The sequence below is a fragment of the Cellulomonas sp. T2.31MG-18 genome (genome assembly GCF_964266755.1).
Lineage (GTDB): Bacteria > Actinomycetota > Actinomycetes > Actinomycetales > Cellulomonadaceae > Cellulomonas.
The window spans coordinates 422,698-448,184 of sequence record NZ_CAXWGW010000001.1 but is presented as its reverse complement, the minus strand read 5'-3'; the positions used below and the strand labels follow the sequence as shown (position 1 = coordinate 448,184).

27 protein-coding genes and 1 riboswitch are annotated in these 25,487 nt (G+C 73.2%); of the genes, 15 read left to right on the top strand and 12 right to left on the bottom strand.

Annotated features, from left to right (window positions below):
- The first annotated feature begins 64 nt into the window (after positions 1 to 64).
- On the top strand, positions 65 to 916 hold the full coding sequence (locus ACFQTY_RS02035) for a carbohydrate ABC transporter permease (RefSeq protein ID WP_378096561.1): 852 nt from the start codon (positions 65 to 67) through the stop codon (positions 914 to 916).
- A complete protein-coding gene (locus tag ACFQTY_RS02030; protein ID WP_378096558.1) occupies positions 913 to 1,803 on the top strand; it encodes a carbohydrate ABC transporter permease in 891 nt (296 codons plus the stop codon). Before ACFQTY_RS02035 ends, ACFQTY_RS02030 begins: the two co-directional genes overlap by 4 nt.
- Before the next feature lie 28 nt (positions 1,804 to 1,831).
- On the opposite strand, the gene ACFQTY_RS02025 is transcribed toward ACFQTY_RS02030, so the two are convergent.
- Positions 1,832 to 2,908: a Gfo/Idh/MocA family protein gene (locus ACFQTY_RS02025; protein ID WP_378096555.1), complete on the bottom strand. Its 1,077-nt coding sequence runs from the start codon at positions 2,906 to 2,908 to the stop codon at positions 1,832 to 1,834.
- Between the two features lie 162 nt (positions 2,909 to 3,070).
- Between ACFQTY_RS02025 and ACFQTY_RS02020 the strand changes: the two genes are divergently transcribed.
- From ACFQTY_RS02020 to ACFQTY_RS02005, 4 genes are all read left to right on the top strand, one after another.
- Positions 3,071 to 4,765 carry an alpha-amylase family protein gene (locus ACFQTY_RS02020; RefSeq protein ID WP_378096552.1) on the top strand — a complete coding sequence of 565 codons (1,695 nt, stop codon included), beginning with the start codon at positions 3,071 to 3,073 and terminating at the stop codon, positions 4,763 to 4,765.
- A gap of 207 nt (positions 4,766 to 4,972) precedes the next feature.
- Entirely contained in the window at positions 4,973 to 6,472 is a 1,500-nt protein-coding gene (locus ACFQTY_RS02015) for an MATE family efflux transporter (RefSeq protein WP_378096549.1), read from the top strand.
- Between the two features lie 102 nt (positions 6,473 to 6,574).
- A complete protein-coding gene (locus tag ACFQTY_RS02010; protein WP_378096546.1) occupies positions 6,575 to 7,552 on the top strand; it encodes an FKBP-type peptidyl-prolyl cis-trans isomerase in 978 nt (325 codons plus the stop codon).
- Positions 7,553 to 7,668: 116 nt separating this feature from the next.
- Complete coding sequence (locus ACFQTY_RS02005) at positions 7,669 to 9,729, top strand: elongation factor G (RefSeq protein WP_378096543.1); 2,061 nt, start codon at positions 7,669 to 7,671, stop codon at positions 9,727 to 9,729.
- Positions 9,730 to 9,963: 234 nt separating this feature from the next.
- Here ACFQTY_RS02005 and ACFQTY_RS02000 read toward each other — a convergent pair whose 3' ends face one another.
- A complete protein-coding gene (locus ACFQTY_RS02000) occupies positions 9,964 to 11,364 on the bottom strand; it encodes an FtsX-like permease family protein (RefSeq protein ID WP_378096540.1) in 1,401 nt (466 codons plus the stop codon).
- Positions 11,361 to 12,107: an ABC transporter ATP-binding protein gene (locus ACFQTY_RS01995; RefSeq protein ID WP_378096537.1), complete on the bottom strand. Its 747-nt coding sequence runs from the start codon at positions 12,105 to 12,107 to the stop codon at positions 11,361 to 11,363. Before ACFQTY_RS01995 ends, ACFQTY_RS02000 begins: the two co-directional genes overlap by 4 nt.
- Before the next feature lie 232 nt (positions 12,108 to 12,339).
- On the opposite strand from ACFQTY_RS01995, the gene ACFQTY_RS01990 reads away from it, so the two are divergent.
- On the top strand, positions 12,340 to 13,008 hold the full coding sequence (locus ACFQTY_RS01990) for a hypothetical protein (RefSeq protein WP_378096534.1): 669 nt from the start codon (positions 12,340 to 12,342) through the stop codon (positions 13,006 to 13,008).
- A 49-nt stretch (positions 13,009 to 13,057) separates the two neighbouring features.
- Here the strand turns inward: ACFQTY_RS01990 and ACFQTY_RS01985 are convergent, their stop codons facing one another.
- Together ACFQTY_RS01985 and ACFQTY_RS01980 are read right to left on the bottom strand one after the other, a co-directional pair.
- Positions 13,058 to 13,801 (bottom strand): response regulator, encoded by a 744-nt coding sequence (locus tag ACFQTY_RS01985; RefSeq protein WP_378096531.1) that lies wholly within the window; start codon positions 13,799 to 13,801, stop codon positions 13,058 to 13,060.
- Complete coding sequence (locus ACFQTY_RS01980; protein WP_378096528.1) at positions 13,798 to 15,024, bottom strand: sensor histidine kinase; 1,227 nt, start codon at positions 15,022 to 15,024, stop codon at positions 13,798 to 13,800. Before ACFQTY_RS01980 ends, ACFQTY_RS01985 begins: the two co-directional genes overlap by 4 nt.
- 215 nt (positions 15,025 to 15,239) lie before the next feature.
- On the opposite strand from ACFQTY_RS01980, the gene ACFQTY_RS01975 reads away from it, so the two are divergent.
- The 4 genes from ACFQTY_RS01975 to ACFQTY_RS01960 are packed head-to-tail and all read left to right on the top strand — an operon-like array spanning position 15,240 to position 17,415.
- Positions 15,240 to 15,614 (top strand): nucleotide pyrophosphohydrolase, encoded by a 375-nt coding sequence (locus tag ACFQTY_RS01975; RefSeq protein WP_378096525.1) that lies wholly within the window; start codon positions 15,240 to 15,242, stop codon positions 15,612 to 15,614.
- A 40-nt stretch (positions 15,615 to 15,654) separates the two neighbouring features.
- Positions 15,655 to 16,236, top strand: a complete 582-nt coding sequence (locus tag ACFQTY_RS01970) for a dihydrofolate reductase family protein (protein WP_378096522.1) — start codon at positions 15,655 to 15,657, stop codon at positions 16,234 to 16,236.
- 9 nt (positions 16,237 to 16,245) lie between these two features.
- On the top strand, positions 16,246 to 16,863 hold the full coding sequence (locus ACFQTY_RS01965) for an L-threonylcarbamoyladenylate synthase (RefSeq protein ID WP_337973895.1): 618 nt from the start codon (positions 16,246 to 16,248) through the stop codon (positions 16,861 to 16,863).
- Positions 16,864 to 16,866: 3 nt separating this feature from the next.
- Positions 16,867 to 17,415: a TIGR00725 family protein gene (locus ACFQTY_RS01960; protein WP_378096518.1), complete on the top strand. Its 549-nt coding sequence runs from the start codon at positions 16,867 to 16,869 to the stop codon at positions 17,413 to 17,415.
- A 40-nt stretch (positions 17,416 to 17,455) separates the two neighbouring features.
- Here the strand turns inward: ACFQTY_RS01960 and thiD are convergent, their stop codons facing one another.
- The 4 genes from thiD to ACFQTY_RS01940 all read right to left on the bottom strand — a co-directional run bounded on the left by thiD (position 17,456) and on the right by ACFQTY_RS01940 (position 21,298).
- A complete protein-coding gene (gene thiD / locus ACFQTY_RS01955) occupies positions 17,456 to 18,262 on the bottom strand; it encodes a bifunctional hydroxymethylpyrimidine kinase/phosphomethylpyrimidine kinase (protein ID WP_378096515.1) in 807 nt (268 codons plus the stop codon).
- A complete protein-coding gene (gene thiE, locus ACFQTY_RS01950) occupies positions 18,259 to 19,083 on the bottom strand; it encodes a thiamine phosphate synthase (RefSeq protein WP_378096512.1) in 825 nt (274 codons plus the stop codon). The genes thiD and thiE overlap by 4 nt, the downstream gene beginning before the upstream one ends.
- Positions 19,083 to 19,889, bottom strand: coding sequence for a hydroxyethylthiazole kinase (thiM, locus tag ACFQTY_RS01945; RefSeq protein WP_378096509.1), 807 nt, complete (start codon positions 19,887 to 19,889; stop codon positions 19,083 to 19,085). The genes thiE and thiM overlap by 1 nt, the downstream gene beginning before the upstream one ends.
- Positions 19,886 to 21,298: a purine-cytosine permease family protein gene (locus tag ACFQTY_RS01940; RefSeq protein WP_378096506.1), complete on the bottom strand. Its 1,413-nt coding sequence runs from the start codon at positions 21,296 to 21,298 to the stop codon at positions 19,886 to 19,888. The genes thiM and ACFQTY_RS01940 overlap by 4 nt, the downstream gene beginning before the upstream one ends.
- A riboswitch (TPP riboswitch) is annotated at positions 21,290 to 21,404 on the bottom strand. (Overlaps the previous gene by 9 nt.)
- A gap of 150 nt (positions 21,405 to 21,554) precedes the next feature.
- On the opposite strand from ACFQTY_RS01940, the gene ACFQTY_RS01935 reads away from it, so the two are divergent.
- The 3 genes from ACFQTY_RS01935 (at position 21,555) to ACFQTY_RS01925 (ending at position 23,022) form a co-directional block, all read left to right on the top strand.
- Complete coding sequence (locus tag ACFQTY_RS01935) at positions 21,555 to 21,878, top strand: hypothetical protein (RefSeq protein ID WP_378096503.1); 324 nt, start codon at positions 21,555 to 21,557, stop codon at positions 21,876 to 21,878.
- A 123-nt stretch (positions 21,879 to 22,001) separates the two neighbouring features.
- Entirely contained in the window at positions 22,002 to 22,256 is a 255-nt protein-coding gene (locus ACFQTY_RS01930; RefSeq protein WP_378096500.1) for a hypothetical protein, read from the top strand.
- 37 nt (positions 22,257 to 22,293) lie between these two features.
- Positions 22,294 to 23,022 carry a uracil-DNA glycosylase gene (locus ACFQTY_RS01925; protein WP_378096497.1) on the top strand — a complete coding sequence of 243 codons (729 nt, stop codon included), beginning with the start codon at positions 22,294 to 22,296 and terminating at the stop codon, positions 23,020 to 23,022.
- Between the two features lie 9 nt (positions 23,023 to 23,031).
- On the opposite strand, the gene ACFQTY_RS01920 is transcribed toward ACFQTY_RS01925, so the two are convergent.
- Complete coding sequence (locus tag ACFQTY_RS01920) at positions 23,032 to 23,799, bottom strand: nucleotidyl transferase AbiEii/AbiGii toxin family protein (RefSeq protein ID WP_378096494.1); 768 nt, start codon at positions 23,797 to 23,799, stop codon at positions 23,032 to 23,034.
- On the bottom strand, positions 23,796 to 24,422 hold the full coding sequence (locus tag ACFQTY_RS01915) for a type IV toxin-antitoxin system AbiEi family antitoxin (RefSeq protein ID WP_378096491.1): 627 nt from the start codon (positions 24,420 to 24,422) through the stop codon (positions 23,796 to 23,798). Before ACFQTY_RS01915 ends, ACFQTY_RS01920 begins: the two co-directional genes overlap by 4 nt.
- A 131-nt stretch (positions 24,423 to 24,553) precedes the next feature.
- Between ACFQTY_RS01915 and ACFQTY_RS01910 the strand changes: the two genes are divergently transcribed.
- On the top strand, positions 24,554 to 24,940 hold the full coding sequence (locus ACFQTY_RS01910) for a GNAT family N-acetyltransferase (protein ID WP_378096488.1): 387 nt from the start codon (positions 24,554 to 24,556) through the stop codon (positions 24,938 to 24,940).
- Here ACFQTY_RS01910 and ACFQTY_RS01905 read toward each other — a convergent pair.
- Entirely contained in the window at positions 24,862 to 25,422 is a 561-nt protein-coding gene (locus ACFQTY_RS01905) for a helix-turn-helix domain-containing protein (RefSeq protein ID WP_378096484.1), read from the bottom strand. The genes ACFQTY_RS01910 and ACFQTY_RS01905 overlap by 79 nt on opposite strands.
- Positions 25,423 to 25,487: the final 65 nt, after the last annotated feature.

Sequence of the window (25,487 nt, the reverse complement as noted above, 5' to 3'; positions counted from 1 at the left end):
CAGCCGCACACCGGGCTGCCCCGGACCCCCGGAGGTCCCCATGCAGATCCGTGGCCGATCCGCGATGGCGCTCATCGCCCCCGCAGCCCTTCTCTTCACGGCATTCGTGCTGTACCCGCTGGTCCGGGGCATCCAGCTGAGCTTCACCGACGCGATCGGCCCCAACGGCGGCGCCTTCGTCGGCCTGACCAACTACGTGCACGCAGTCTCCGACCCCACCGTGCGTCGCGCGCTGACCAACACGCTCGCCTACACCGTCGTGGTGGTCGTGGTGCAGAACGCGCTGGCCCTGCTGGTCGCGTTCTGGCTGTTCCGGCAGGAGCGCGTGCGCGACGTGGTGCGGGCCGGCCTGCTGCTGCCGGCGATGATGGCGTTCGTCGCCGTCGGGTACCTGTGGTCGTACGTCTACTCGCCGCTCGGCGGTCCGCTGAACGTGGTGATGGACGCCCTGGGCCTGCACCGGTTCGAGCCGGTGTGGCTGGGCGACCCGCACACCGCCCTGTGGGCGATCGCCGCGATCTACGTGTGGATGTTCCTGGGCTACACGGCGACCATCTACCTGGCCAACTACATGGCGATCTCGCCGAGCCTGCTCGAGGCGGCCAACCTGGACGGCGCGAGCGGCTGGCGCCGGTTCCGGCACATCGACTGGCACCTGCTGGCACCGTCGTTCACCATCAACATCACGCTGAGCGTGATCGGCTCGCTGCGGGTGTTCGACCTGCCGTTCATCATGACGCAGGGCGCACCGGAGGACTCGACGCAGACGTTGAGCCTGGTCATCTACAACAACAGCTTCGCCAACTACCAGTTCGCCTACGGCACGACGCTGGCCGTCGGGCTCCTCGTGCTGACCGTCGTGGTCGGCGTCATCCAGGCGACCCTGCTGCGCCGGCGGGAGGCCGACCTCGCATGACCACCCTCACCGCACCCGCCACGCAGCAGCAGACCCCGACGGCACCCCGCCGGACCGTCCGTCGCACGCGCCGCCGACTGGGCAACGGGGTCGCCTCGGTGGTCCTCGTGCTGTTCGCCGCCCTGGTGCTGACGCCGATCTACGTGCTCGTCGTCGTCTCGCTGCACCACGGGCAGAGCGCCCCGGACAACCCGTTCGCGTTCCCGACGGCGCCGGACTGGCAGAACTACCGCACGGCGTTCGTCAACATGCACTACCTGCGCAGCGTCGGGAACACGCTGCTGATCACGCTGGCCACCGCCGCGCTGACGGTGCTCACCGCCTCGCTGGCGGCCTGGGCGATCGTGCGGCACACCCGCCGGTGGACGCGGACGGTGTACCAGGTGTTCGTCTCCGGGCTGACGATCCCGATCTTCGTGGTGCTGACCCCGCTGTACGAGGTGATGCAGAAGCTGCACCTGCTGGACAGCTACGGCGGGATCGTCCTGGCCTACGCGGCGACGACGATGCCGTTCGCGGTGTTCTTCTTCGCGGGGTTCCTGCGCACCGTGCCGGCCGAGCTCGAGGAGGCCGCCGCCGTCGACGGCGCCGGGCTGCTGCGGACGTTCGCTCAGATCGTGTTCCCCCTGCTCAAGCCTGCGACGGCCACCCTGGCGATCTTCGTGGTGATGCAGGTGTGGAACGACCTGATCCTGCCGCTGGTGCTGCTGTCGTCGGACTCGAAGCAGACGGTGACGCTCGCCGTGTACGCCACGATCGGCACGCACACGCTGAGCCCCGAGCAGCTGCTGCCGACGCTGGTGCTGGGCGTGCTGCCGCTGTTCGCGGTGTTCCTGTCGCTGCAGCGGTACGTGGTCGCGGGGATCGCGGTCGGGGTCGGCAAGTAGCGACCCCGCCCGCGCCGGACGACCAGGGTCAGACGGTCGCCCACGGCGCGGCCGGCACCTGCACGGGCTCGCCGGTACGGGCGGACTCCTCGATCGCCAGCCCCAGCAGGTGGTCCTGGCAGCCCTCGGCCAGGGGGTACGGCGCCGGTCCGGTGCCGTGCACCCACTCCGCGGTCGCCGCGAGCAGGCCCGCCACCGCCAGGTCGTCGTCCGCGAGCCGGGCCCCCTCGAACGGGTTCCGCCACAGCACCTGCCCGTCCAGGCTGAGGTGCTCGGTGTCCCACCCGTCGAGGTTCTGCTCGATGCCGGAGTGGCGCCGGACGATCGGCGACGTCAGAACCGTCCGCTCCTCGGCCCACCGGGTGACCTGGTCGTCGACGATCTCGCCGAGCGAGCCGCGCACCACGATCCGGTTGGCGCGCAGCGGGTTGTGCCACTGGTTGTCGGTGAAGTCGTAGAGGGCGCTGCGGTTCTCGCCCAGGTCGACGGTGGCCAGCACGGTGCGGGCACCGACCGGCCACTCGGCGCCGGTCCAGCCGTCGCGGTTCCGCGGGTCCAGCAGCGGGGCGGTGAACGCCGACGCGCGGACCACGGCGGGGCCCGGCGCCACCCCGAGCAGCCGTCTGACCAGGCCCATCGCGTGGTACAGGTGGGTCGAGGACACCTGGACGCTGGTCGGTTCGCCGATCAGCCCGGAGTCGACCACGGCCTCGCGGGCGGCGTGCGCCGGCATGAACACGCTGTGCTCGGCCACCTGCACCAGCTCGGTGGAGCCGACGTGGTGCCACAGCTTGACCAGGCCGTCGGCGTCGGGCGCCGGCGGCGTCTCGGCCAGCACCGGGATCTCGCGGTCCACCAGGGTCCGGATCGTCACCGGCGTCACCGGCCACGGGGTGGCCACCACCACCACGTCCACCCCGTCGATCTCGTCGAGCGAGCGCAGGGCCGGCACGCCCCACGTCCGCCGCACCCACTCGGCACGCTCGTCGGACCGCGTCACCACCCCGGTGCAGCGGAACCGGTCCGGCATCAGCCGGGCCATCCGGACGAAGAACTCGCCGCGCCAGCCGGAGCCGACCACCGCGTAGGCCAGGGGTGCAGTCATGGTGCGTCCTCGTCGTCGTCCCACCTGCGACGCTGCCGCGCCGCGGTCCCGACGCTACGCGGGAGCGACCGGCCGGCGTGGGTGGACTCCGCCCGGCCGCGTGACCAGGCGGTCCGTCCGCTCGCCGCGCGCACCGGCGCTTCACCCGGTATGAACCACTTCATGCGGATCCGTGACACCGGCGACCTGTGGTGGAAGAACGCCGTCATCTACTGCCTGGACGTCAAGACGTTCATGGACTGGAACGACGACGGCTACGGCGACCTGCCCGGCGCCGTCCAGCGCATCGACCACCTGGCCGACCTGGGCGTGACCTGCCTGTGTCTGATGCCGTTCTACCCGACCACCGACTACGACGACGGCTACGACATCACCGACTACTACGGCGTCGACCCCCGGCTCGGCGACGCCGGTGACTTCGTCGAGCTGGTGCGCACCGCCAAGGACCGCGGCATCCGCGTGATCGCCGACCTGGTGGTCAACCACACCTCGGACAAGCACCCGTGGTTCCAGGCGGCCCGCCGCAGCAAGGACAGCAAGTACCGGGACTTCTACGTGTGGCGGTCCGACGAGCCGCCGGACACGCACAAGGAGGTCGTCTTCCCCGACAAGGAGAAGGGGATCTGGACGTACGACGAGGTGGCCGGCGAGTGGTACCGGCACCACTTCTACCACCAGCAGCCGGACCTCAACACGGCGAACCCGCAGGTCAGGGACGCGATCGCGAAGGTGATGGGGTACTGGGCGCAGCTGGGGCTGTCCGGGTTCCGGGTCGACGCGGTGCCGTTCTTCCTCGCCGACGTGGCGTCCAGGCCCGACGACGACGTCGACCGGCCGCACCAGTTCCTCACCGCGCTGCGGGCGTTCCTGTCCCGGCGGGTGGGCGACTCCATCCTGATGGGCGAGGTCAACCTCCCGTACGACCAGCAGAGCCTGTTCTTCGGCGACCACGACGACCAGGGCGTCGTCGAGGGCCGTGAGCTGGACCTGCAGTTCGACTTCATCGTGATGCAGACCCTGTACCTGTCCCTCGCCCGGCAGGACGCACGGCCGCTGCGCACCGCGCTCGAGTCCCGGCCGGAGATCCCGAAGGACTCCCAGTGGGCGACGTTCGTGCGGAACCACGACGAGCTCACGCTCGACAAGCTGACGGACGAGGAGCGCCAGGAGGTGTTCGACGCCTTCGGCCCCGAGGAGGACATGCAGCTGTACGACCGTGGCCTGCGCCGCCGGCTGCCCCCGATGCTCGACGGCGACCCCCGTCGGGTGCGGATGGTGTACTCCCTGCTCTTCGCCCTGCCCGGCACGCCCGTGCTGTTCTACGGCGAGGAGATCGGCATGGGCGAGAACCTCGCGGCCGAGGACCGGCGGGCGGTCCGCACCCCCATGCAGTGGACGTCCGGCAAGAACGGCGGGTTCAGCCGCGTCGCTCCGTCGCGGCTGGTGCGGCCGGTGACCGACGGACCGTTCGGGCCGGAGCACGTGAACGTCGCCGACCAGCGGCGTGACCCGGAGTCGCTGCTCTCGTTCGTCCAGACCCTGATCCGCCGGTACCGGGAGGCGCCCGAGCTGGGCTGGACGCAGCGGGCGGAGATCCTCGACCAGCCGCACGACTCGGTGCTGGCGATGCGGTCCACCTGGGGCGACGCGTCGATGGTCAGCCTGCACAACCTGAGCAAGGAGGCCGTGGTGGTGCCCCTCGAGCTGCCGGACCTCCCGGAGGGCACCTGCCTGGTGGACCTGCTCTGCGAGGGGACGACCGAGGTGGACGAGAAGGGGCGGGCCGAGCTGCCGCTGGCGGGGTACGGCTACCGGTGGCTGCGCGTCGAGGAGCCGGACTCGCGCCGACTGCTGTAGCGCCTCCAGCGGCGCAGGCCTAGGCGCGCCGAGCCGGCGGGCGGGCGGTTCGCGGGGCGGGTGACGTCTCGTCCCAGATGCGGAAATGGGCGTGATCGTCCGCGCGCGGCAGCGTTAGCATCGGTTCCGCTCGAATCGATTCGGGTGCCCCCTCGCTCGTCTCCACCCCGACCTCCCTTCCCGCTGCTCGTAGAACGCCGCACCCCTGTGCCCACTGCCCTGACCTCCGGTCGCCCGGCCCGCCTGATCATCGCCTTCACCGTCCCGCTGCTCATCGGCAACGTGTTCCAGCAGCTCTACGGCTTCGCCGACGCCTTCGTCGTCGGCCGCACCATCGGCGTGGACGCGCTCGCGGCCGTCGGCTCCACCGGCGGGCTGCAGTTCCTGCTGCTGGGCTTCACGTGGGGCATGTCGTCGGGCTTCGCCATCCCCACCGCGCACGCCTTCGGGGCGCGCGACGAGCGCGGGGTGCGCCGCTCGGTCGCCGCCGGCGCCATCCTGACGGCGGCCGCGGCCGTGCTGCTGACGGCGGTGGCCACCACCATCACGCCGTGGCTGCTGGTGCTGATGCGCACGCCGCCGGAGATCCGGCAGGACGCGACCACCTTCATCGTGGTGACGTTCTGGGGCTGCACCGCGATGGTGGCGTTCAACTTCCTGTCCAACACCATCCGGGCGCTGGGCGACAGCCGCACGCCGCTCGTCTTCCTCGTGCTGTCCTGCGTGCTCAACGTGCTGCTGGTGTGGGCGTTCGTCAGCGGCCTGCGGATGGGCGTCGCCGGCGCCGCGCTCGCCACGATCACCGCCCAGCTGACGTCGGTGCTGGCGTGCCTGTGGCTGATCCGCGCGCGGATGCCGATCCTGCACCTGCACCGCGAGGACTTCCGGCTGACCCGTGCCGAGCTGCTGGAGCCGCTGCGGCTGGGGCTGCCGATGGGCTTCCAGATGTCGATCATCGCGCTCGGCACGCTGGTGCTGCAGTACGCGCTGAACCGTCTGGGTGCCCCGGCGGTCGCCGCGTTCACCGCCGCCGGACGGGTGGACGCCCTGGCCATCGCGCCGCTGCAGTCGTTCGGGCTGGCCATGGCCACGTTCGCGGCGCAGAACCACGGTGCGCGGCTGTACCACCGCATCCGGGTGGGCGTCGCGCAGACGTGCCTGATGTCCGCCGGGTTCGCCGTCGCCGTCGGTGCGGTGAACATCCTGGCCGGGCCGTGGCTGGTGCGGCTGTTCGTCGGGCAGGGCCAGGAGCACGTGGTGCAGCTGGCCCAGGTGTACCTGGTGTCCAACGGCATCCCGTACGCGCTGCTCGGCATGCTGTTCGTGCAGCGCGGCACCCTGCAGGGGCTGGGTCGCACCGTGATCCCGACGACGGCGGGCGTGATGGAGCTGATCACGCGCGTGCTGGCCGCGCTGCTGCTCACCGGGCCGCTCGGCTTCCTCGGTGCGTGCCTCGCGTCGCCGCTCGCCTGGGTCGCCGCGCTGATCCCGCTGACGTGGGCCTACCAGCACGAGCGCCGCCGGCTCGTGGACCCGCGCACGCCGCCACGGGACGACGCGCTGCTCGAGCGCGCGGTGGTCGACCCCGTCGTCCCGACGCCCTACCCGCCGGCCGTCCTCGAGGGCGCCTCGCCGGTCGCGTCCGACGACGTGCTCGAGGCCGTGTCGGAGGAGGCGCTGCTGCGCGAGCAGGCCATGCCGCTGTAGCCCGCAGGACGGTCGGCCCGGGCGACTCCCAGGCTCGTCGCGTACCGTGCACGGGTCGCTCCCGACCCGGGCGCGCCAACCCAACCCGACCGGAGCCTTCCTGTGCGTCGCACCACAGCCGTCCGGAGCGCCGTCGCCGCCGCGCTCGCCCTCACCATCGGCCTCGGTGGCCTGGCTGCGTGCAGCGGCAACAGCTCCGCGAAGTCCACCGCGAGCCCGTCCGCGACCAGCGCGCCGACCGCAGCCGCGACGGGCGCCGCCACGGCCAGCCCGGCGGACTTCGCCGCCGTCGACAAGATCACCGTCACCGGCGACGCCAGCAGCAAGCCGACCATCACGCTGCCGTCCAAGCCGTTCAGCGTCAGCGGCCCGGTGGTCAAGCTGCTGTCGCCCGGCACGGGTGCCGCGCTGGCGGACGGCATGATCATCGAGTTCCACAGCGTGGCGGTGCAGGGGTCGGACGGCACCGAGGGCCAGAGCAGCTACGGTGCGGCGCCGGAGACGGTCGCCATCAGCAGCACCGGCCTCAACGCCGACCTGTACAAGGCCCTGAGCACCTCGAAGGTCGGCGCCCGCGTGCTGATGGCCGTGCCGTCGACCAGCTCCGGCTCGACGATCGTCGGCGTCATCGACGTGATCGGCACCGTCCCCTCGCGCGCCGCCGGCACCGCGGTGACCCCGCCGGCGGGTCTGCCGACGGTCAAGCTCGACGACAAGGGCGCCCCGACGCTCACCCCGGTCAAGACGGCCGCCCCGACCTCCCTCGTCGTGCAGCCCCTGATCCAGGGCAGCGGCGCGACGGTCGCCTCCGGGCAGTCGATCACCGTGCAGTACTCCGGCTGGCTGTGGGACGGCACGCCGTTCGACTCGTCGTGGACCAAGGGCACCCCGCTGTCCGGCCTGACCATCGGCCAGAACCAGGTCATCAAGGGCTGGGACCAGGGCCTGGTCGGCCAGAAGGTCGGCAGCCAGGTGCTGCTGGTCATTCCGCCGGACCTCGGCTACGGGGACAAGGCGCAGGGCAGCATCCCGGCCAACTCGACGCTCGTCTTCGTCGTCGACATCCTCGCGGCGGGCTGATCAGCACCTCCGTCTCAATCGTTCGTACGCCCCCGGCGCCAGGGACCCCGGTCCTGTCGCCGGGGGCGTTCGTTCATTAGCCTGGCCGGACGAACCGCTCCACCGTTGGAGACGACATGGACCAGGCAACGTCGCCCAGAGTCCGCACCGTGGCGCTGCTCGGCGCCAGTGGTGCAGGCAAGACCACCCTCGTCGAAGCGCTGCTGCATCGCGGCGGCGTGCTGACCAGGCCGGGGAAGGTGGAGGACGGGTCGACCGTCTCCGACCACGAGCCCGAGGAGATCGCCCGCGGCATCTCCCTGACCCTCTCGGCCGTGCCCCTGACGTGGGCCGCCGACGACGGGCACACCTACGACCTCACCCTGCTGGACACCCCCGGGTACCTCGACTTCGCCGGCGCCGTCGACGCCGCGCTGGCCGCGGCCGACATGGCGCTCATCGTGATCAGCGCCGTGGACGGAGTGCAGGCCGGCACGCACCTGGCCTGGAAGGCCGCTGCCGAGGCCGGGGTGCCCCGGATGTTCGTGATCACCAAGGAGGACAAGACCCGCGCCGACTTCCACCACGTGCTCGACGAGCTGCGTGAGCAGTTCGGCGACGGGCTGGTGCCGCTGGAGCTGCCGCTCGGCGAGGAGTCCGGCTTCGCGGGCGTCGCCGACGTGCTGGCCGAGGAGGGCTACGCGTACGACCCGGACGGCCGGCACCACAACCAGGCGATCCCGCAGCAGGTGGCCGACGAGGAGCACCGCCTGCACGAGGAGGTCACCGAGGAGATCGTCTCCCACGACGACGAGCAGCTCGAGGCGTACCTGGGCGGCGAGGTGCCGACCGTCGCCGAGCTGGAGAAGACCCTGGCGCACGAGGTGCGCGAGGGTGAGGCGTTCCCCGTGCTGGTCGCGTCCGGCATCACCGAGGTGGGCATCGACCGCCTGGCCGACCTGGTGTGCGAGCTCAGCCCCGTGCCCACCGAGTCGGTGGCGACGGTGCTGGCCGGTGAGACCGAGGTGGAGGTCGCCCCCGACCCCGCAGGGCCGGTGCTGGTGCACGCCTTCCGGACCATGGCCGACCCGTTCGTCGGGCAGGTCACCCTGTTCCGCGTCCTGTCCGGCACGGTGCACGCCGGCGACAAGCTGACCAACACCACCACCGGTGCCGAGGAGCGGCTGCCCGGCCTGTTCCGGCTGCGCGGCAAGGAGCACCTGCCGGTCGAGGCGGTGCGCGCGGGCGAGGTGGCAGCGGTGGCGAAGCTGACGGGGACGCCGTCGGGCTCGCTGCTCGCCGGCCGCGGAGCCCCCGGTGGGACGGCGCTGCGGGCACGTCCGACGAGGTCGCGGCAGGCCGTGTACGGCCTGGCGCTGGAGCCGGTGACGCAGTCAGACGACGACCGGCTCTCGGCCGCCCTGTCCCGGCTCGTGGCCGAGGATCCGACGCTGACCATCGACCGCACTACCGACCGCACGGTGCTGCGGGGGCTCGGCGACACGCACCTGACGGTGGCGCTCGAGAGGCTGTCCCGGGTGTTCAACGTCAACGTCACCACGTCGCCCGTGCCGGTGGGCTACCAGGAGACCATCGCCGGCACCGTCGAGGTGGAGGGCAAGGTCAAGAAGCAGTCCGGCGGTCACGGGCAGTACGCCGTGGTGAACATGCGGGTGTCGCCGCTGCCGCGCGGCACCGGGTACGAGTTCGTCGACTCGGTGGTGGGCGGCGCGATCCCCCGCAACTTCATGGCGGCGGTGCACCGTGGCGTCACCGAGGGCATGGCGGCGGGCGGGCCTCACGGGCACCCGATCGTCGACCTGCGCGTCGAGGTGTTCGACGGCAAGTCGCACCCGGTGGACTCCTCCGACATGGCGTTCCGGACGGCGTCCGCGCTCGGCGTGAAGGAGGCGCTGCTCGCCGCGGGTTCCGTGGTGCTGGAGCCGGTCAGCCGGATCGCGGTCACCGTGCCGACGTCCGTGCAGGGCGACGTGATGGGCGACCTGTCCACGCGGCGCGGGCGGATCGCCGACACCGAGTCGCTGGACGACGGCACCGTGCGGATCGAGGCGCTGGTGCCCGAGTCGGAGCTGAGCCGGTACGTGCTGGACCTGCGGTCGCTGACCGGCGGCCGTGCGGACCTGACGATCGAGCCGGACCACTTCGACGTGCTGCCGAGCCACCTGGTGCCCGCCTGACCTGCTGATCCGCTGCGGACGACGCCGCCCCGCGTCGTCGTCGGGCGCTCGAACCTCCGCCCGGACCGGCCGTCCCTCCACGTGCCGGCCCGGGCGGACGTGCGCCCCTGCCCTGCGAGATGAGCACTTCGCACCGAGACGAGCAGTGCGAACTGCCCATCTCGGTGCGATGTGCTCATCTCGGCTCGCCGGCCGGCCGCGGCGGTGGCGACGGCCGGGCCAGGCTGTGCCCGGTCAGATGTCCATCAGCGCCACCGCCGGTGGCACGCGGCTCGCCCGGCGGCCGGGGGCGAGCGACGCCACCACGCCGAGCACCAGGGCGCCGGCGGCGACGGCCAGCACGAAGAGCCACGGCAGCTGGAGCGTCCGGTCGGCGTACTTGCCGTACGCGGACACCGCCCCGACCCACCCGAAGAGGCTGCCCAGCACCACGCCTCCGACCGCCCCGGTCCCCGCGACCAGCAGGCTCTCGGTGAGCAGCATCGACCGCGCCTGGCTGCCGGTGAACCCGACGGCCCGGAGGGTGCCGAGCTCGCGACGCCGCTGCAGCACGCTGATCGCCAGCGTGCTGGCCAGGCCGATCGCGGCCACCACCACCGAGAACGACGTCAGCACGTCGACCGCGACCAGCATGCCGCGGATGGCCTGCTGCACCTGCTCCATGTCCTGCACCGGACGGGTGTAGGAGCGGAACGACATGACGGCCATGTTCCCCGCCACCTGGAACATCGTGAGCACCGTGACGCCGATCATCACGGCAAGGACGGTGCGGGACGTCCGCACGGCGTCGTGGCGCAGGTTCGCCGCGGCGAGCCGCGGGGCGGCGGCGCGGGGGGCCAGCCGGGCGACGAGGGACACGAGCGGCGGCAGGATCACGGGTGCCGCCAGCACCACGCCGATGCTGGTGAGCAGCCCACCGAAGAAGGCGATCATCAACCCGAGCGGCGGCATCGCGTAGCCGACGAGCACGCCGCACACCAGGAGCGCCAGCCCCAGGCCGCCGAGCACCACGCCGGCGGCGATGCGCCGACGTCGCACGGCGTTGCTGACCGGCCGGCCCTCGGGCAGCGACCGGGCGGCCTCCGACGGGGAGACGCCGGACACCTCCCGCACGCCGACGATCGCGGCGAGCACGGTGGCGACCAGCGCACCGCCGAACGGCACGACGACCAGCTGCACCGACCAGGGGAACGACACGGTCAGGTGCGCCCACGACCGCATGAGCTCGACGCCGATCGCCCCCAGACCGAGTCCGGCGCCGATGCCGGTCACGGCACCGACCACGCCGACGGCCGTGCCGTCGACCAGAGCCGTGCGCCGCACCTGCTTGCCGGTCGCGCCGATCAGCCGCAGCACGGCGATGTCCTTGATCCGACCCGCCGCGATGGTGGAGAAGGTGTTGGAGACGACGATCACGGCGACGGTCACGGCGATCCCGAGGAACACCCCGCCGACCACCTCGAGGACCGCCTTGGCGGTCCCGACGTCGGCCCCCTGCGCGCGCGCGGCACCGGTGAAGGCGCCGATCGCGGTGATCAGCAGCACGGCGAACGCCGTCACCACGGCGACCACCGCGACGCTGGCGGCGTACCGGCCGGCGGACCTGCGCAGCTCGCGCAGGGCCCAGGCGGTCATCGCCGCACCTGCGCGCCGACCGCGACGGGGTTGAGCACGTCGTCCTCGATCCGGCCGTCCTCCAGGCGCACCACGCGCTCGGCACGGCGGGCCGCGTCGTCGTCGTGCGTCACCAGCACCACCGTCTGGCCCTCCTCGCGGGCGAGCGCCGCGAGCAGGTCGAGCACGTCCGCGCTGGTTGCGGAGTCCAGGGCGCCGGTCGGCTCGTCGGCGAAGACGACGTCCGGGTGGGTGGCCAGCGCACGGGCGATCGCCACGCGCTGCTGCTGACCGCCGGACAGCTCGGAGGGGCGGTGGGTGAGCCTCGGGCCGAGGCCGAGGCGCTCGATCAGCTGCTCGATCCAGCCGCGGGTGTTCAGGTCGATCTGCCGGCCGGCCAGCCGGAACGGCAGCTCGATGTTCTCGCGGGCGTCGAGGGCCGGCAGCAGGTTGAACGCCTGGAACACGAAGCCCATCCGGGTGCGGCGCAGGCGGGTCAGCTCGTCGTCGCCCAGACCGGTGATGTCGTCCCCGCCGAGGCGGACGCTGCCGGACGTCGGCCGGTCCAGGCCGGCGAGCATCTGCAGCAGGGTCGACTTGCCGGAGCCGGAGCGGCCCATGATCGCCGTGATGCGGCCGCGCTCGATGTCGAGGTCGAGGTTGCGGAGGGCGTGCACGGTGGTCTCGCCCGAGCCGAACGTCTTGGACAGCCCGCGGGCGCTGATCGCCGGCGGCGCGAAGGTGTGGACAGAGGTGCTGGTCATGGGCTCGAACGTACGGAGCGGGCCGGGCCGGGCGGATCGGCCTGCGGGCCGATCCTCACAGCGGGTCCTCATCCTCCGGAACGAGCCGTCGACCGCACGTCGGATGGCGGCTCCAGCCCCGGACGCGCACGGCGCTCAGGGTCGAGGACGGGTGAATCCGGGACCGACGGGTCCGCGCGGAGCCGGTCGGAGGAGACTGGGAGGAGCGCTTGCTCGAAGGGCTGGGGGCCTCATGAGGAAGCTCGTGCTCGTCGGAACACCGGTGGCAGCCGTCCTCGCGATCGGTCTGCTGGGCGCATGCGACCCGTCGCCGGGCCCGCCACGGCCGTCGCCCACCGTCTCGACGGACACGGCGAGCCCCACCCCGGACCCGACCACCACGGCGCCGGAGCCGACACCCGAACCTCCGTCCCCGACACCCGAGCCGACGCCCGACCCGACCACCGACGAGCCGGTCGCGACCGGCGAGATCTGGCAGTGGGCACTCGGCCGCAACGTCTGGAGCGACCCCGACCTGCAGCCGTACACGCAGACCCTCGGCCGCACGTGGGACACGGACGTCGACGTGCAGTCGCTGGGCTTCCAGCTCACCCCGGACGCCTCCGGCGCAGTCGTCGCGGTCACCGTCTACAACGACGAGAACGCGCTCGGGTACCCGGGGTCGGAGACCAGCTTCGCCGCGTACCGGGGCACCCTGCCGCTCGGCCTGACCTGGGCGCACACCGCGACCGACGTCGAGCAGCTGCTCGGCTCGGACCAGCGGACCGGCGGCTGGGGCACCGACATCACGTACGCCTACACCACCACGGACGGGCTCCGGGTGGAGGTGGGCTTCGTCGCCCGGCACGACGGCGACCTGCCCGGTTCGCCTATCCACTTCGTCCGGGTGAGCCCGGCCTGACGACTCGGGGGTGTCCCCGGGTCGAGCCAGGGGTTCGAGTGGTCCGGCCTCATCCTTCCGGACGAGCCGGCGGCGGGTCGATCACGGCGGTCCGCTCGCCAGGGGTGACCACCCCGGCCTCGTAGGCCAGGACGGCGGCCTGCACCCGGTCCCGCGCACCCAGCTTGTCGAGCACGTGGGCGACGTGGGTCTTCACCGTGGTCTCGGAGAGGAACAGCTCGGTGGCGATCTCCGAGTTCGACCGGGCCGCGGCCATCAGCAGGAACACCTCGTGCTCGCGTGCCGAGAGGGCGGCGATCCGCCGGGACAGGTCGCCGTCCGGGGCGACCGGCGGGGCGCCGAGCAGCGGGGCGACGTGGTCGAGCAGCCGACGGGTCATGCCCGGCGCGATGACGGCGTCGCCGCGGTGCACCACGCGGATCGCGTCGAGCAGCTGCTCGGGGTCGGCGTCCTTGAGCAGGAACCCGCTGGCGCCGACCCGGATGGCGGCGAGCACGTACTCGTCCAGGTCGAACGTCGTCAGCATCACCACGCGCGGCACCGGCGGCGGTGCGGCGAGCAGCCGCCGGGTGGCCTCCAGACCGTCCAGCCGCGGCATGCGCACGTCCATCAGCACCACGTCGGCCGGTGTGCGCGCCAGCAGGCTGAGCGCCTGCACGCCGTCGGCCGCCTCGGCCACCACGCGCAGGTCCGGCTGGGAGCCGATCAGCATCGTCAGGCCGCTGCGGATCAGCGACTGGTCGTCCACCACCGCGACGCGGATCGGCGGCACGGCCGCTGGTGTCTCGCTCACTCGTTCTCCCCCCGCACCCCGGCCAGCGGAAGCCGGGCGTGCACCACCACCCCGCCGCTCGGGGCGTCACCGATGCTGACCTCACCGTCGTACAGCGCGAGCCGCTCGCGCATGCCCCGCAGACCGCGGCCGATGCCGTCGCCGTCGTGCCTCAGCCCCGGCCCCGTGTCGTGCACCGTGACGTCGGCGGCGACCTCGGTCCAGCGCACCTGCACGTCCGCGCGCGTACCCGGACCGGCGTGCTTCAGCACGTTGGTCAGGCTCTCCTGCACCACCCGGTAGAGCACCAGCTGCGCACCGGCCGGCAGGTCGGTGGGCGGCTCACCGTCGCGGTGCAGCACCACCTCCACGCCGGCGCCGCGCACCTGGGCGACCAGGGTGTCCAGGTCCGCGACCCCCGGCGTCGGGGCTGTGGGCGGCTGGTCCGGCGCCTCGGAGCTGAGCACGCCGAACAGCCGGCGCAGCTCGGCGAGCGAGCCGCGCGCGGTGGAGGCGATCGCCTCGAGGGCGTCGGTGGTCGGCCCGGGCGGCGAGCCGGCGGCGTACCGGGCGCCGTCGGCCTGGCGCACGACGATGGACAGCGAGTGGGCGATCACGTCGTGCAGCTCCCGCACGATGCGGGCCCGCTCCTCCGCCGCCGCGAGCTCCCGCGCCTGCGCCTGCTCGTGCTCGAGCCGCTCGGCGCGGTCCGCGAGCGCCTGCCGCTCGGCCAGCCGGCTGCGGGTCAGGTCGCCGAACAGCCACGCGGCGACCACCATCGACCACCCGAGCAGGGCGATGGTCAACCGCGCCAGCGGGGTCTCGGCCGCGCTGGCCACCAGGTGGCCGCGCACCGCCAGCCCGGCCATGCCGAGGATCGCGATGGTCAGCCCGGCGCGCGACGCCCACCGCGGGGCGTGCGCCGCCAGCGCCGCCACCATCAGCAGCACCGCGACCTGCCCCACCACCACGCCCATGCCGGAGAACAGCTGTGCCAGGCAGACGACCACCATCACGGCGGCCGCCGGCACCGGACGCGTGCGCCGCCACACCAGCGGCAGCACCAGGCCGGCGGCGACGACCGCGGTGGCGATGCGGTCCGTGGTGGGCCGCCCGATGGCCATCGCGACGAACGGCAGCACGGCGAACAGGCCGATCACGGCGGCGATCAGCGCGTCCACGGGCAGCACGTGCACGCGCAGCCACCGGTACAACCGGCTGCCCGACGACACCCCCGTGCTCACGCCCGAACCCTAGAGCCGCGGGCGGGTGCGGCGGATCCTCCGGCTGGACGAGGCGGAGCGGGCAGCCGGGGCCGAGATGAGCAGTCCGCACTCAGATGAGCACTTCAATGTGCTCGTCTCGGTGCGGACTGCTCAGCTCGCGGGCGGCAACGACCAGGTCGACCATGCGGCCGGGGCGGACGGGCTGGGGCGGACGGGCGGGGGAGGATGGGGCGGTGGGCGACGAGCGGGTGGACGACGAGCAGGAGATCGCCGAGCTGACCCGGCAGGTGCGGGAGTTCAGCACCGAACGGGACTGGGAGCAGTTCCACGACCCGAAGTCGCTGGTGCTGGCCGTGATGGGCGAGGTCGGCGAGCTCGCGGAGCTGTTCCAGTGGGTGCCGGCCGACACCGCGGCGCAGCGGTTCACCGCCGACCCGCAGCGGCAGGCCCGCGCCGGCGAGGAGATGGCTGACGTGCTGATCTACCTGCTGCGGCTGGCCGACGTGCTGGGCGTCGACCTCGGCGAGACGACGCGCGCCAAGCTGGCGCTGAACCACCGGCGGTTCGTCGCCGACCAGGTGCGGGGCGTCGCACCGGACAAGCGCTGAGGCCCGTGACAGCGGGCGCGCGGCCTGCCTAGCGTGACCCATGCTGATCTACTCGATGGGCGTCTCGGTGGACGGGTTCACGGCGGACCGGGACGGCGACTTCCAGTGGTCCGTCCCGACCGACGAGCAGTTCACGGTGCACCTCGAGGAGGTGCGCAGCCTCGGCGTGCACCTGTGCGGCCGCAAGCTCTACGAGACGATGCTGGTCTGGGAGACGGACCCGTCGATGCGCGACGACGAGCTGCAGAGCGCCTTCGCCGACGCGTGGACGGCGCTGCCGAAGGTCGTCTTCAGCCGCACCTTGACCAGGGTCCAGGGCAACGCGCGGCTGGCGACCGGCTCGCTGGCCGAGGAGGTCGCCGCCGCCCAGGCCGCCACGGACAAGCACGTCGCGATCGGCGGGCCCGGTCTGGCTCGGCAGGCCGTCGAGCTGGGGCTGGTCGACGAGTTCTGGATGTTCCGCAACCCCGTCGTGGTGGGCGGCGGGAACCCGTACCTGCCGGCGGTGGCGCAGCGCATCGAGCTGGACCTCGTCGAGACCCGGACCTTCGCCAACCGCGTCGTCTACGAGCGGTACCGCCGCGCCCCGGGCCCCGTGGCCACCCGCCCGGGCGCGGCCTAGCCTGACGCCGTGGCCCGCTACCTGGACGTCCACCCCACCACTCCGCAGCCGCGGCTGATCGCACAGGTGGTGGCGATGCTGCGCGACGACGCGCTGATCGCCTACCCGACCGACTCGATGTACGCGCTGGGCGCCCGACTCGACAACCACGACGGTGCCGAACGCATCCGCCGCATCCGGCACCTCGACGACCAGCACCACTTCACGCTGATGTGCGCCGACTTCGCGCAGCTGGGGCAGCTGGTGCACCTGGACAACAACGAGTTCCGGGCGATCAAGGCCGCCACCCCCGGCCCCTACACGTTCATCCTCAAGGCGACCCCCGAGGTGCCGCGGCGGCTGGCGCACGCCAAGAAGCGGTCGGTGGGGGTGCGCATCCCCGACCATCCGGTGGCGCTGGCGATCCTGCACGAGCTGGGCGAGCCGCTGCTGTCGTCGTCCCTGCTGATGCCGGGCACGGAGTGGCCGCTGACCGAGGGGTGGCAGGTCAAGGAGGAGCTGGACGACCTGGTCGACGCCGTGGTGGACGGCGGCGACTGCGGCACCACCCCGACCACGGTGGTCGACTGGACGTCCGGCGAGCCCGAGATCGTCCGCGTCGGCGCGGGCGACCCCGACCGGTTCTGATCGATGCGCCACGCGACCGACGACGACGAGCCCCGCACCGGCCGGTACGTCGCGGTGGTCGGTCCGTCGGTGTGCACCCGCGTGCAGCAGGACGTGGCCGAGCGGCTGGGCCGGGCGCTGGCGGAGCGGGGTGACGTGGTGCTCTGCGGCGGTGGCGACGGGGTGATGGCGGCCGTCGCGCGCGGGGCGACGGAGGCCGGCGGGGTGGTCGTCGGGATCCTGCCCGGGGACGACCGGCACGCCGCCAACCCGTGGGTGACGATCGCCCTGGCCACCGGGCTGGGCGAGCTGCGCAACGGGCTGATCGTGCGGGCGGCCGATGCGGTGGTGGCCGTCGGCGGCAGCTGGGGCACGTTGAGCGAGGTGGCGATGGCGGCCCGGACCGGCGTTCCGGTGGTGTCGCTGGACGGGTGGACTCCGGCGGTCGCCGGTATCTCCGCCGCGCAGGAGGGCGTACCGGGACCGGTCGAGGCCGGCACGGTCGACGAGACCCTGGCCACGCTGGACCGGCTGCTGAGGGTCAGGCGCAACGGGGTGCAGCTTCACGGGTGACGAGCGCTGAGCCCAGTTCGGCGCAGCGTCCGGAGGTCGGTCAGTTCTTCCAGAGGGCGTGGAAGTGGTGCACCGGGCCGTGGCCGTGGCCGATCTCCAGCTCGTCCGCGTGGCGCAGCGCCTCGGTCAGCCAGGCCTTCGCGTCCCGGGCGGTGTCGAGCCACGTGTCCCGCTGCGGCCGCAGCGCGGCGAGCGCCGACGAGAGGGTGCAGCCGGTGCCGTGCGTGTTCCGGGTCGGGATGCGCGGCGCCTCGAGCAGCGTCGAGCCGGTGGGCTCGGCGAGCACGTCGACCGCCGTCTCGTCGTCCAGGTGACCACCCTTGAGCAGCACCCGCTCGGCGCCGAGCCCGCGGAGCGCGGCGGCCTGCGCGAGCATCTCGTCGACGTCGCGGGCCACCGGGCCGTCGAGCAGCACGCCGGCCTCGCCGAGGTTCGGCGTGATGACGGATGCGAGCGGGAGGAGGGCACGGACGGCCTCGACGGCGTCGTCCGCCAGGAGCCGGTCGCCGCTGGTGGCCACCATGACCGGGTCGAGGACGACGATCGGCGGCCGGTGCGCCTCGAGGAAGCGCCCGACGGTGCCCGCGACGGCCGCGTCGGCCAGCATGCCGATCTTCACGGCGTCGATCCGCACGTCCGCGACCAGGGTGTCCAGCTGCTGCGCGACGAACGCCGGCGGCACCACGTGCACGCCGGTGACGCCGACCGTGCTCTGCGCGGTGAGCGCCGTGATCACGCTGGTGCCGAACGCGCCGAGGGCGCTGAACGTCTTCAGGTCGGCCTGGATGCCGGCACCGCCGGACGGGTCGCTGCCGGCGATGGTCAGCGCGACCGGTGGGCGGCTCACAGCACGAACCTCTGGGTAGGGACGCCGGCCCAGGCGTGGGGTCCGGCTGCCGCGTCGTCCGGCCCGGAGCCGGCAGCGCCCGAACCGACCACGCCCCCGCCGACCGCATGCCCGCCGAGCGCACCGGCTTCCGCCGCACCCGCGCCGACCGCGCCGTCCCACGCCGCGCGCAGGGCCCGAGCCGCGGCGCCGACGTCCGGCTGCCCGCAGATCGCACTGATCACCGCGACCCCCGCGGCACCGGTCGCGGCCACCGCCGGCACGCGGTCCACCGTGATCCCGCCGATCGCCACGCACGGCCACGGGCTGGCGGCGGACAGCTCGCGCAGCCGCTCCAGACCGCTGGCCGGTGCCGCGTCCGGCTTCGAGCCGGTGGGCCACACCGGCCCCACACCGAGGTAGTCCAGGGCGTCCGCCGGCAGGGCGGTGGCGGCCTGCACGTGCGATGCGGTCTGCACGGACAGGCCCAGGTAGGCGTGCGGGCCGAGCAGGGCGCGAGCGTCGAGCACGTCGGCGTCGCCCTGGCCGACGTGGGCACCGTCGGCACCGATCGCCTGGACCAGGTGCACCCGGTCGTTGACCAGGAGCGGGACCCCGCTGCCGGCCAGCTCGGCGACCAGCGCACGGCCGAGCACGACGAGGTCGGCGTCGTCGGCGTCCGGGTCGCGCAGCTGCACCACCGTGACGCCCGCGGCGACGGCAGCGGCCACCGTGGCCGGCACGCCGAACGCGCCGCACTGGCCGGTGTCGGTGATCAGGTAGAGCGACAGGTCGAGCGGCGCGCGGCCGCCGCCGGTGGTCCGGGGTCCGATGCGGTCCATCAGCCCAGCTTCACCTCGGCCGCAAGCGTCTCCGGGGTCAGCAGGCTGAGCTCGTCCAGCAGGGCCGTGGCGAACCCGCCCGGACCGCGGGTGGTCAGCACCGCGTGGTCGGCGCTGACCGTCAGCATCGCCGTCGCCGCCGTCGCGGCCAGCAGCGGGTCGTCGACCGCCGCCGCGAAACCGGCCATCAGCGCGCCGAGCGAGCAGCCCACGCCGGTGACCCGCGTCAGCCACTCGTGCCCGTTGCTCACCAGCACCATGCGGTCGCCGTCGGTGAGGTGGTCCGTCGGACCGGAGACCGCCACCACCGTCCGGTTGTCCAGCGCCACCGCGCGCGCCACCTCGGCCGCCTCCTCCGGCGAGTCGGTCGCGTCGACGCCCTTGCCGCCGGCCCCGCCGGCGAGCGCCAGGATCTCCGACGCGTTGCCGCGCACGATCGTCGGCGACGACGCGCCGAGCAGCTCGATCGCCAGCTCGGTGCGCCAGCGCAGGCCGCCGGCGGCCACCGGGTCCAGCACCCACGGGGTCCCGGCATCGGCCGCAGCCGCCGCGGCGAGACGCATGCCGTCGGTGGTGTCGTCGTACGGGGTGCCCAGGTTCACCAGCACGCCGCCGGCGATCCGCGCGAACTCACCGGCCTCGTGCGGGTTGTCCACCATGGCGGGTGCCGCGCCCGCGGCGAGCAGCAGGTTGGCGGTCCACTGCGCGACGACGATGTTGGTCAGGCACTGCACCAGCGGCGTCGTGTCGCGGAACGCCTCGAGCGCCTCGCCCACGCCGGCGGCGGTCACGGGCTGACGGGTCATCGGGCACCTTCCTCGTCCTGCGCGACCAGCTCCGCCTCGGCGGGTGCCTCGTCACGCGTCTCGTCATACGTCGTCGGCTCGTCCGGCACCGCCGGACCCCGCAGCAGGGGGGTGAGCAGGGCGGCGACGGCCGCAGCCACCACGAAGGAGAAGATCGACGCGCCCAGCCAGCTCGGTGCGGTGAAGTGCAGCACCGAGCCCAGGCCGGTCCAGATGGGCACCCACCACGTGAGCGCACCGGGGTTGACCAGCTGGTAGGCGACGAAGCCGGCGGCCCAGGCGATCAGCGTCGCCCACCGGGTGCGGCTGTCGGTGGACAGGTCCCAGTGCCCGCGCCGCAGCCAGAACCAGTCGACCAGCAGCACGCCGAGCAGCGGCACGAACACCGAGCCGATCAGCAGCAGGAAGCTCTCGTAGTCCGCGATGTTCAGCGCCACGGCGGCGACGGTGGACACCGCGCCGATCACCAGGGCCAGCACTCGCCGGTCCCAGCGGGGCCGGAGGTTCTGCACCGAGACGGCCGTGGAGTAGGTGTCCGCGAACGACTGGTCGAGCTCGCGGATGGTCAGCACGCCGAACACCAGGGCACCGAGCGGCACCGCGATGAACGAGCCGAAGATCTTGTCCGGGTCCCGGCCGGCGACCGTCACCAGGGCCAGCAGGCCCAGCGCGTAGCAGGCGAACTGCGTCACCGCGTAGCCGACGGAGGTGCCGATGAAGGCCTTGCGCGGCGTGCGCGAGTGCCGCGCGTAGTCGGCCACCAGCGGCACCCAGGAGACGGTCACGCCGATCACGGTGTCCACCGCCACCCAGAAGCCGTCCCAGCCGCCGTCGTTCAGCGCCGGCAGCGGGTGCCGCAGCAGCTGCACGGCCAGGTACGCCAGCGCCACCATCACGACGATCGTCACGTACTTGCGCAGCACGCGGATCCACGCCAGCGGCCGCAGCGCGAGGGCGGTGCTGAGCACGCCCGCCGCCACCGCGTAGGCCCAGCGCGGCACGCCCGGCGCCAGCTGGCTCAGCGCCGTGCTGATGGTGACGAGCTCGAACGTGGTCCAACCGATCAGCTGGACGATGTTGAGCACGGTCGGCACGTACGACGCCCTGGTGCCGAACAAGCCGCGGAGCAGCACCATCGACGGCGCCCCGGTCCGGGCGCCCGGGATCGCGATCGCGCCGATGCCGAGCGAGCCCAGCACGGTGCCGACGACCACCGCGACCAGCGCGGCACCGAGCGACATGCCCGGGTCGGCCACCGGCACGAGCACGAAGATCGCGCCCGTGAACCCGAGCAGGCTCACGCCGAGGTTGCCCCACAGACCGAGCTGGTCGGCCAGCCCGAGCACGCGCGGTGCCGGTGCCTCGAGGGTCAGCGGCGCCTCGGTCGGACGGTCCTGAACTGCTGTCATCGAAACCCTCCCTACGCCGGCATTACCCGGTCAGGTTCGTACGGTCGGCGACGCCTGGATGTCGCCCTCTCAGCCCGGTCGTGCCCGAGCTCCCGTGTGTGCGAGGCGACGGTACCCCGCTCGGCGGCGGACCACTATCCGCGCCCGCGGACCGGGTCGGGCGGTCACGCTGCCGCGGGCGCCACCGGCGAGGTGGAAGGCGGGCGTACGGTGCAGACGGGTCCTGGGCAGGGGCCCGACCAGGGGGTTTGCGACGATGCACGACGGCCCGATCCGTCCTTCCGGCGGCGATCCGCTGCCACCGATCCCGACGCTGCCGGAGCCGATGGCGCCGCTGGTGTCGCAGGGGCCCTCCGTGGGTCGGTTCGTCGTCTGGCAGCTCGCCATGCTGCTGGTGTGGGGCGGCATCTTCCGCTCGACGTGGCACTCGCGGTGGGTCCCGGCGTACATCGCGGGATTCGTGCTGCTCGAGGCCTTCGCGCTGTGGGACTTCCGCCGTCAACGCCGTCGGTCGCGAGTCGCCACCGAGGCGCCGTCGTCGAGCGGCAGCCCGGCCCCTCACAGCACGCCGACAAGCTGAGGGTCGTACCTCACCGGTGGCGCGGGGAGCCTGGACGTCGCGAGGGCCTACATCTCGACAGTCCGGGACACGGGATGATGGACGCGCGAGGCACACGGCCCGCGATCCAGGAAGCAGGCGACGGTGAGCGACGAGCTGGCCCGGACGGCCGACGACCACGAGCCGGTCCCGGCGAAGACGACGGAGACCGGGGCCGCTGCCCCGGCGCGACCGCCGCTGACGAGCATCCTGTTCCGGCAGGTCGGCACGCTGGCCGGTGGCGCCCTGCTGGGACAGGCGACGTGGGGCACCCCGTGGTTCGTCGCCGTCGTGGCGGCCGTCGTGCTGATCGAGGGGCTGATCATCTGGGACTGGCGGCACCCGAAGCGTCGGCCGTAGGCACGTCGTCGTCGGACCCTCGCCGTAGCGTGCGGGGGTGACCGACGTGCAGGCCGCGAGCGCGGCAGCGGGGAGCCTCGACGAGCTCGACGCCGCGCTGGTCGAGTGCCGGGCGTGCCCGCGGCTGGTCGCCTGGCGGGAGGCGGTGGCGGCGGAGCCGAGGGCGGCGTTCCGCGGTCAGACGTACTGGGCGCGACCGGTGCCGGGGTTCGGCGACCCGCACGCGCCGATCATGGTGGTCGGCCTGGCGCCCGCCGCGCACGGCGCGAACCGCACGGGCCGGATGTTCACCGGCGACCGGTCCGGCGACTTCCTCGTGGCGGCCATGCACCGCGCGGGGCTGGCCAACCAGCCGGTCAGCGTCAGCCGGGACGACGGGCTGGTGCTGACGGGCATCCGGATGACGGCGCCCGTGCGGTGCGCGCCACCGGCCAACGTGCCGACGCCGGAGGAGCGCCGGACGTGCGCACCCTGGCTCGGCCGCGAGCTGGAGCTGGTGCGGCCGCGGGTGCTGGTGGTGCTCGGCGGGTTCGGCTGGCAGGCGGTGCTGACCACGCTGAGCGAGCAGGGCTGGGCGGTGCCGAGGCCCCGGCCGGCGTTCGGGCACGGCGCCGAGCTGACCCTGACCAGGGACGATGCGTCGCTGGTGCTGGTCGGCTGCTTCCACGTCAGCCAGCAGAACACCTTCACCGGACGGCTGACCCCGGCGATGCTGGACGCGGTGCTGGAACGCGCGAAGGAGCTCGCCGTCACGGCCCGGCCGTAGTCGTCCGGTTCACACCACCCGCTCCTGGCGAGCGGCCGACGCCCACGCGTCCCGCACGGATGCCAGCGCCTCGGTGGCCGTGACCGTGAGCCGGGTCTGATGACCGAGCGCCCGACGCCACGTCTCCTCGTCGGGCCCGTGGGCGAACACCCATTCCGCCGGAGGTCGGCCGGTTGGTCCATGGCGGACGAAGACGTCGACCGCTGTCGCGTCGATCAGGGCGCGTTCTCTCATGGCCCACTGGTCGTACAGGTCGCGAGGCGCGTGCCGATCCATCCATGCGGCGAGCTTGGCGGCCGCAAAGCCCGCACCGGTGAGCGTCCGCAGCCGGGCAGGCGGCGCGTCGCTGTAACGCTGCTCCACGTCACGGACCTCGGTCGGCCAGGTGTAGCCGTCGCCGCCAAGCAGCTGGACCTGGATGCCGTCGACCCCGTCGACCGACATGACCGCCGGCTGGCTGCCCGACGCCGCCGTCAGCGCCGGCAGCCAGGCGACACGACCGTGACTTCGGGCCAGGCCTCGCGCGATGGCCGACTCGATCGCAGCCGCGACCGCGGTGCGAGGCGCCAGGGCGATCAGATCGATGTCCTCGCTCAGCCGGGCGTCCGCCAGGTAGGTGCGCGACAAGGCGGTGCCGCCGAAGAACACGACGTCGTCGGTGCTCACCCCGGCCGAGACCGCCGCCAGGACGTGCGAGAGGAGGTGGTCACGGCGGACCTGCTCGATGCCGACGCCGAACCGGTCGGCGACAGCCTCGATCTCGTCGTACAGGCTCATCGGCCCGCCGCCACGCGGGCGTACGTGGCCTTCATCCGCTGCCGGCCCGCGATCGCTCGCACTCTGTCCGGGTCGCAGCGTCGCCACAAGGCTCCGATCGCCTCCTGCGCATCCGGGTCCTCACCTCGCGGATCGAGGCGGGCGAGGTCGAGAACGGTCTGTTCCGGAGTCGTCGCCAGCGCCTGCCCGAGCTCTGTCATCACCGCAACGGCATCCAGCTCCGTCACCGCGCGGCGAACGAACCTGATCTGGCCGTCACGTCCGGCCAACGGGAGCGGACGACGCTGGCTCGGCACGGCCACGAACCCGACGCCGATGGCCCGCGGAAGCTCGTGGTGCACGCGCGCGGCGGTCAGCCCGGTCAGCACCGGGACGCGCTCGCCGTAGATCGCAGTCGCCACACCGGCTGCTGCTGCCTCCACCGTGGGGCGCCACGATGCACCGACGTACTCCGCGGGCACGGCGCAGTAGAAGCCGTGGGCCACCCGGCAGACGACACCACGCCGCTCGAGGATCGCCAGCTGCGGTCCGGGATAGGCGTAGAGCCCGGCGAGATCCGCCGCGCGGACCGTCCGCATCGGGGCCCGTGCGATCAGCCGGAGGACGTCACGTTCCTGCCTCATTACGCAGAGGTTAGTTCCGGCGACTAAATTCTGCGTACTCGACTCGCGGGTTCGCGCGGTCGACGTCGGTCAGGGTGGCTGCCTCCGAATGCGGTGGCGGGTGCGCAGCGGGTCGCGCGACCATGCCGCCCATGCAGCTGCGCCCGACCACCTCCGCCGACCTCCCGCTCCTGGAGCAGCTGCTGGTCGAGGCGCTCAACTGGACCGGTGAGACCCGGGTGACGCTGGAGCAGGTGCGGTCCGACCCCGAGCACGCCCACCACCTCGCGGGCTGGCAGCGCGCGACCGACGTCGGCACGGTGGCCGAGACGGAGGCCGGTGAGCCTGTCGGCGCGGCCTGGGCTCGGCTCGCCACCCGGGCCGAAGCGGGATACGGGTTCGTGGCCGACGACGTGCCCGAGCTGGGCCTCGCGGTGCTCGCGCCGTACCGGGGGCACGGTCAGACGTGCTCGCTGATCAGTACCGCCCACGTGCCGGGGACGTGGGCGGTGAACACGTGCGGCTCGTCGCCCGGGTAGGAGATGTAGTCGCCGGGCTCCAGCTCCACCGGGTCGTCCGCGGGACCGGCCAGTGCGCGGCCGGCCGCCAGCACCACGTGCTCGATGATGCCGTCCGCGTGCGGCTGGGAGTTGCGGCTGGACCCCGGCTCGGCGCGCACCACGTACACGTCGCGACGGGCGCCGGGCGGGCACGTGGCGACCAGGGTGGCGATGTAGTCGGCGCCGGTCGCAGGGACCGCGGGCCCTTCCCCGGCGCGGATGACGACGACGCGGCCCGACGGCGGGTCGACCAGCCGGGAGAACGGCACACCGAGGGCGTCGCCGAGCGCCCAGAGGGTCTCGACGCTCGGGTTGCCCAGGCCCTGCTCGAGCTGGGACAACGTCGACTTGGCGACGCCGGCACGGCGCGCGAGCTCGGTGAGGCTGAGGCCGGTGCGGGTCCGCTCGCGGCGCAGCGAGCGGGCGATGGCCTGCTGGAGGGTCTCCGGCGAGTCCGGCACGTGTTCGCTCCATCAGTCGGATCGTTCGTCTTGACGAACAGCGTACCGGGGACCCATGCTCGACC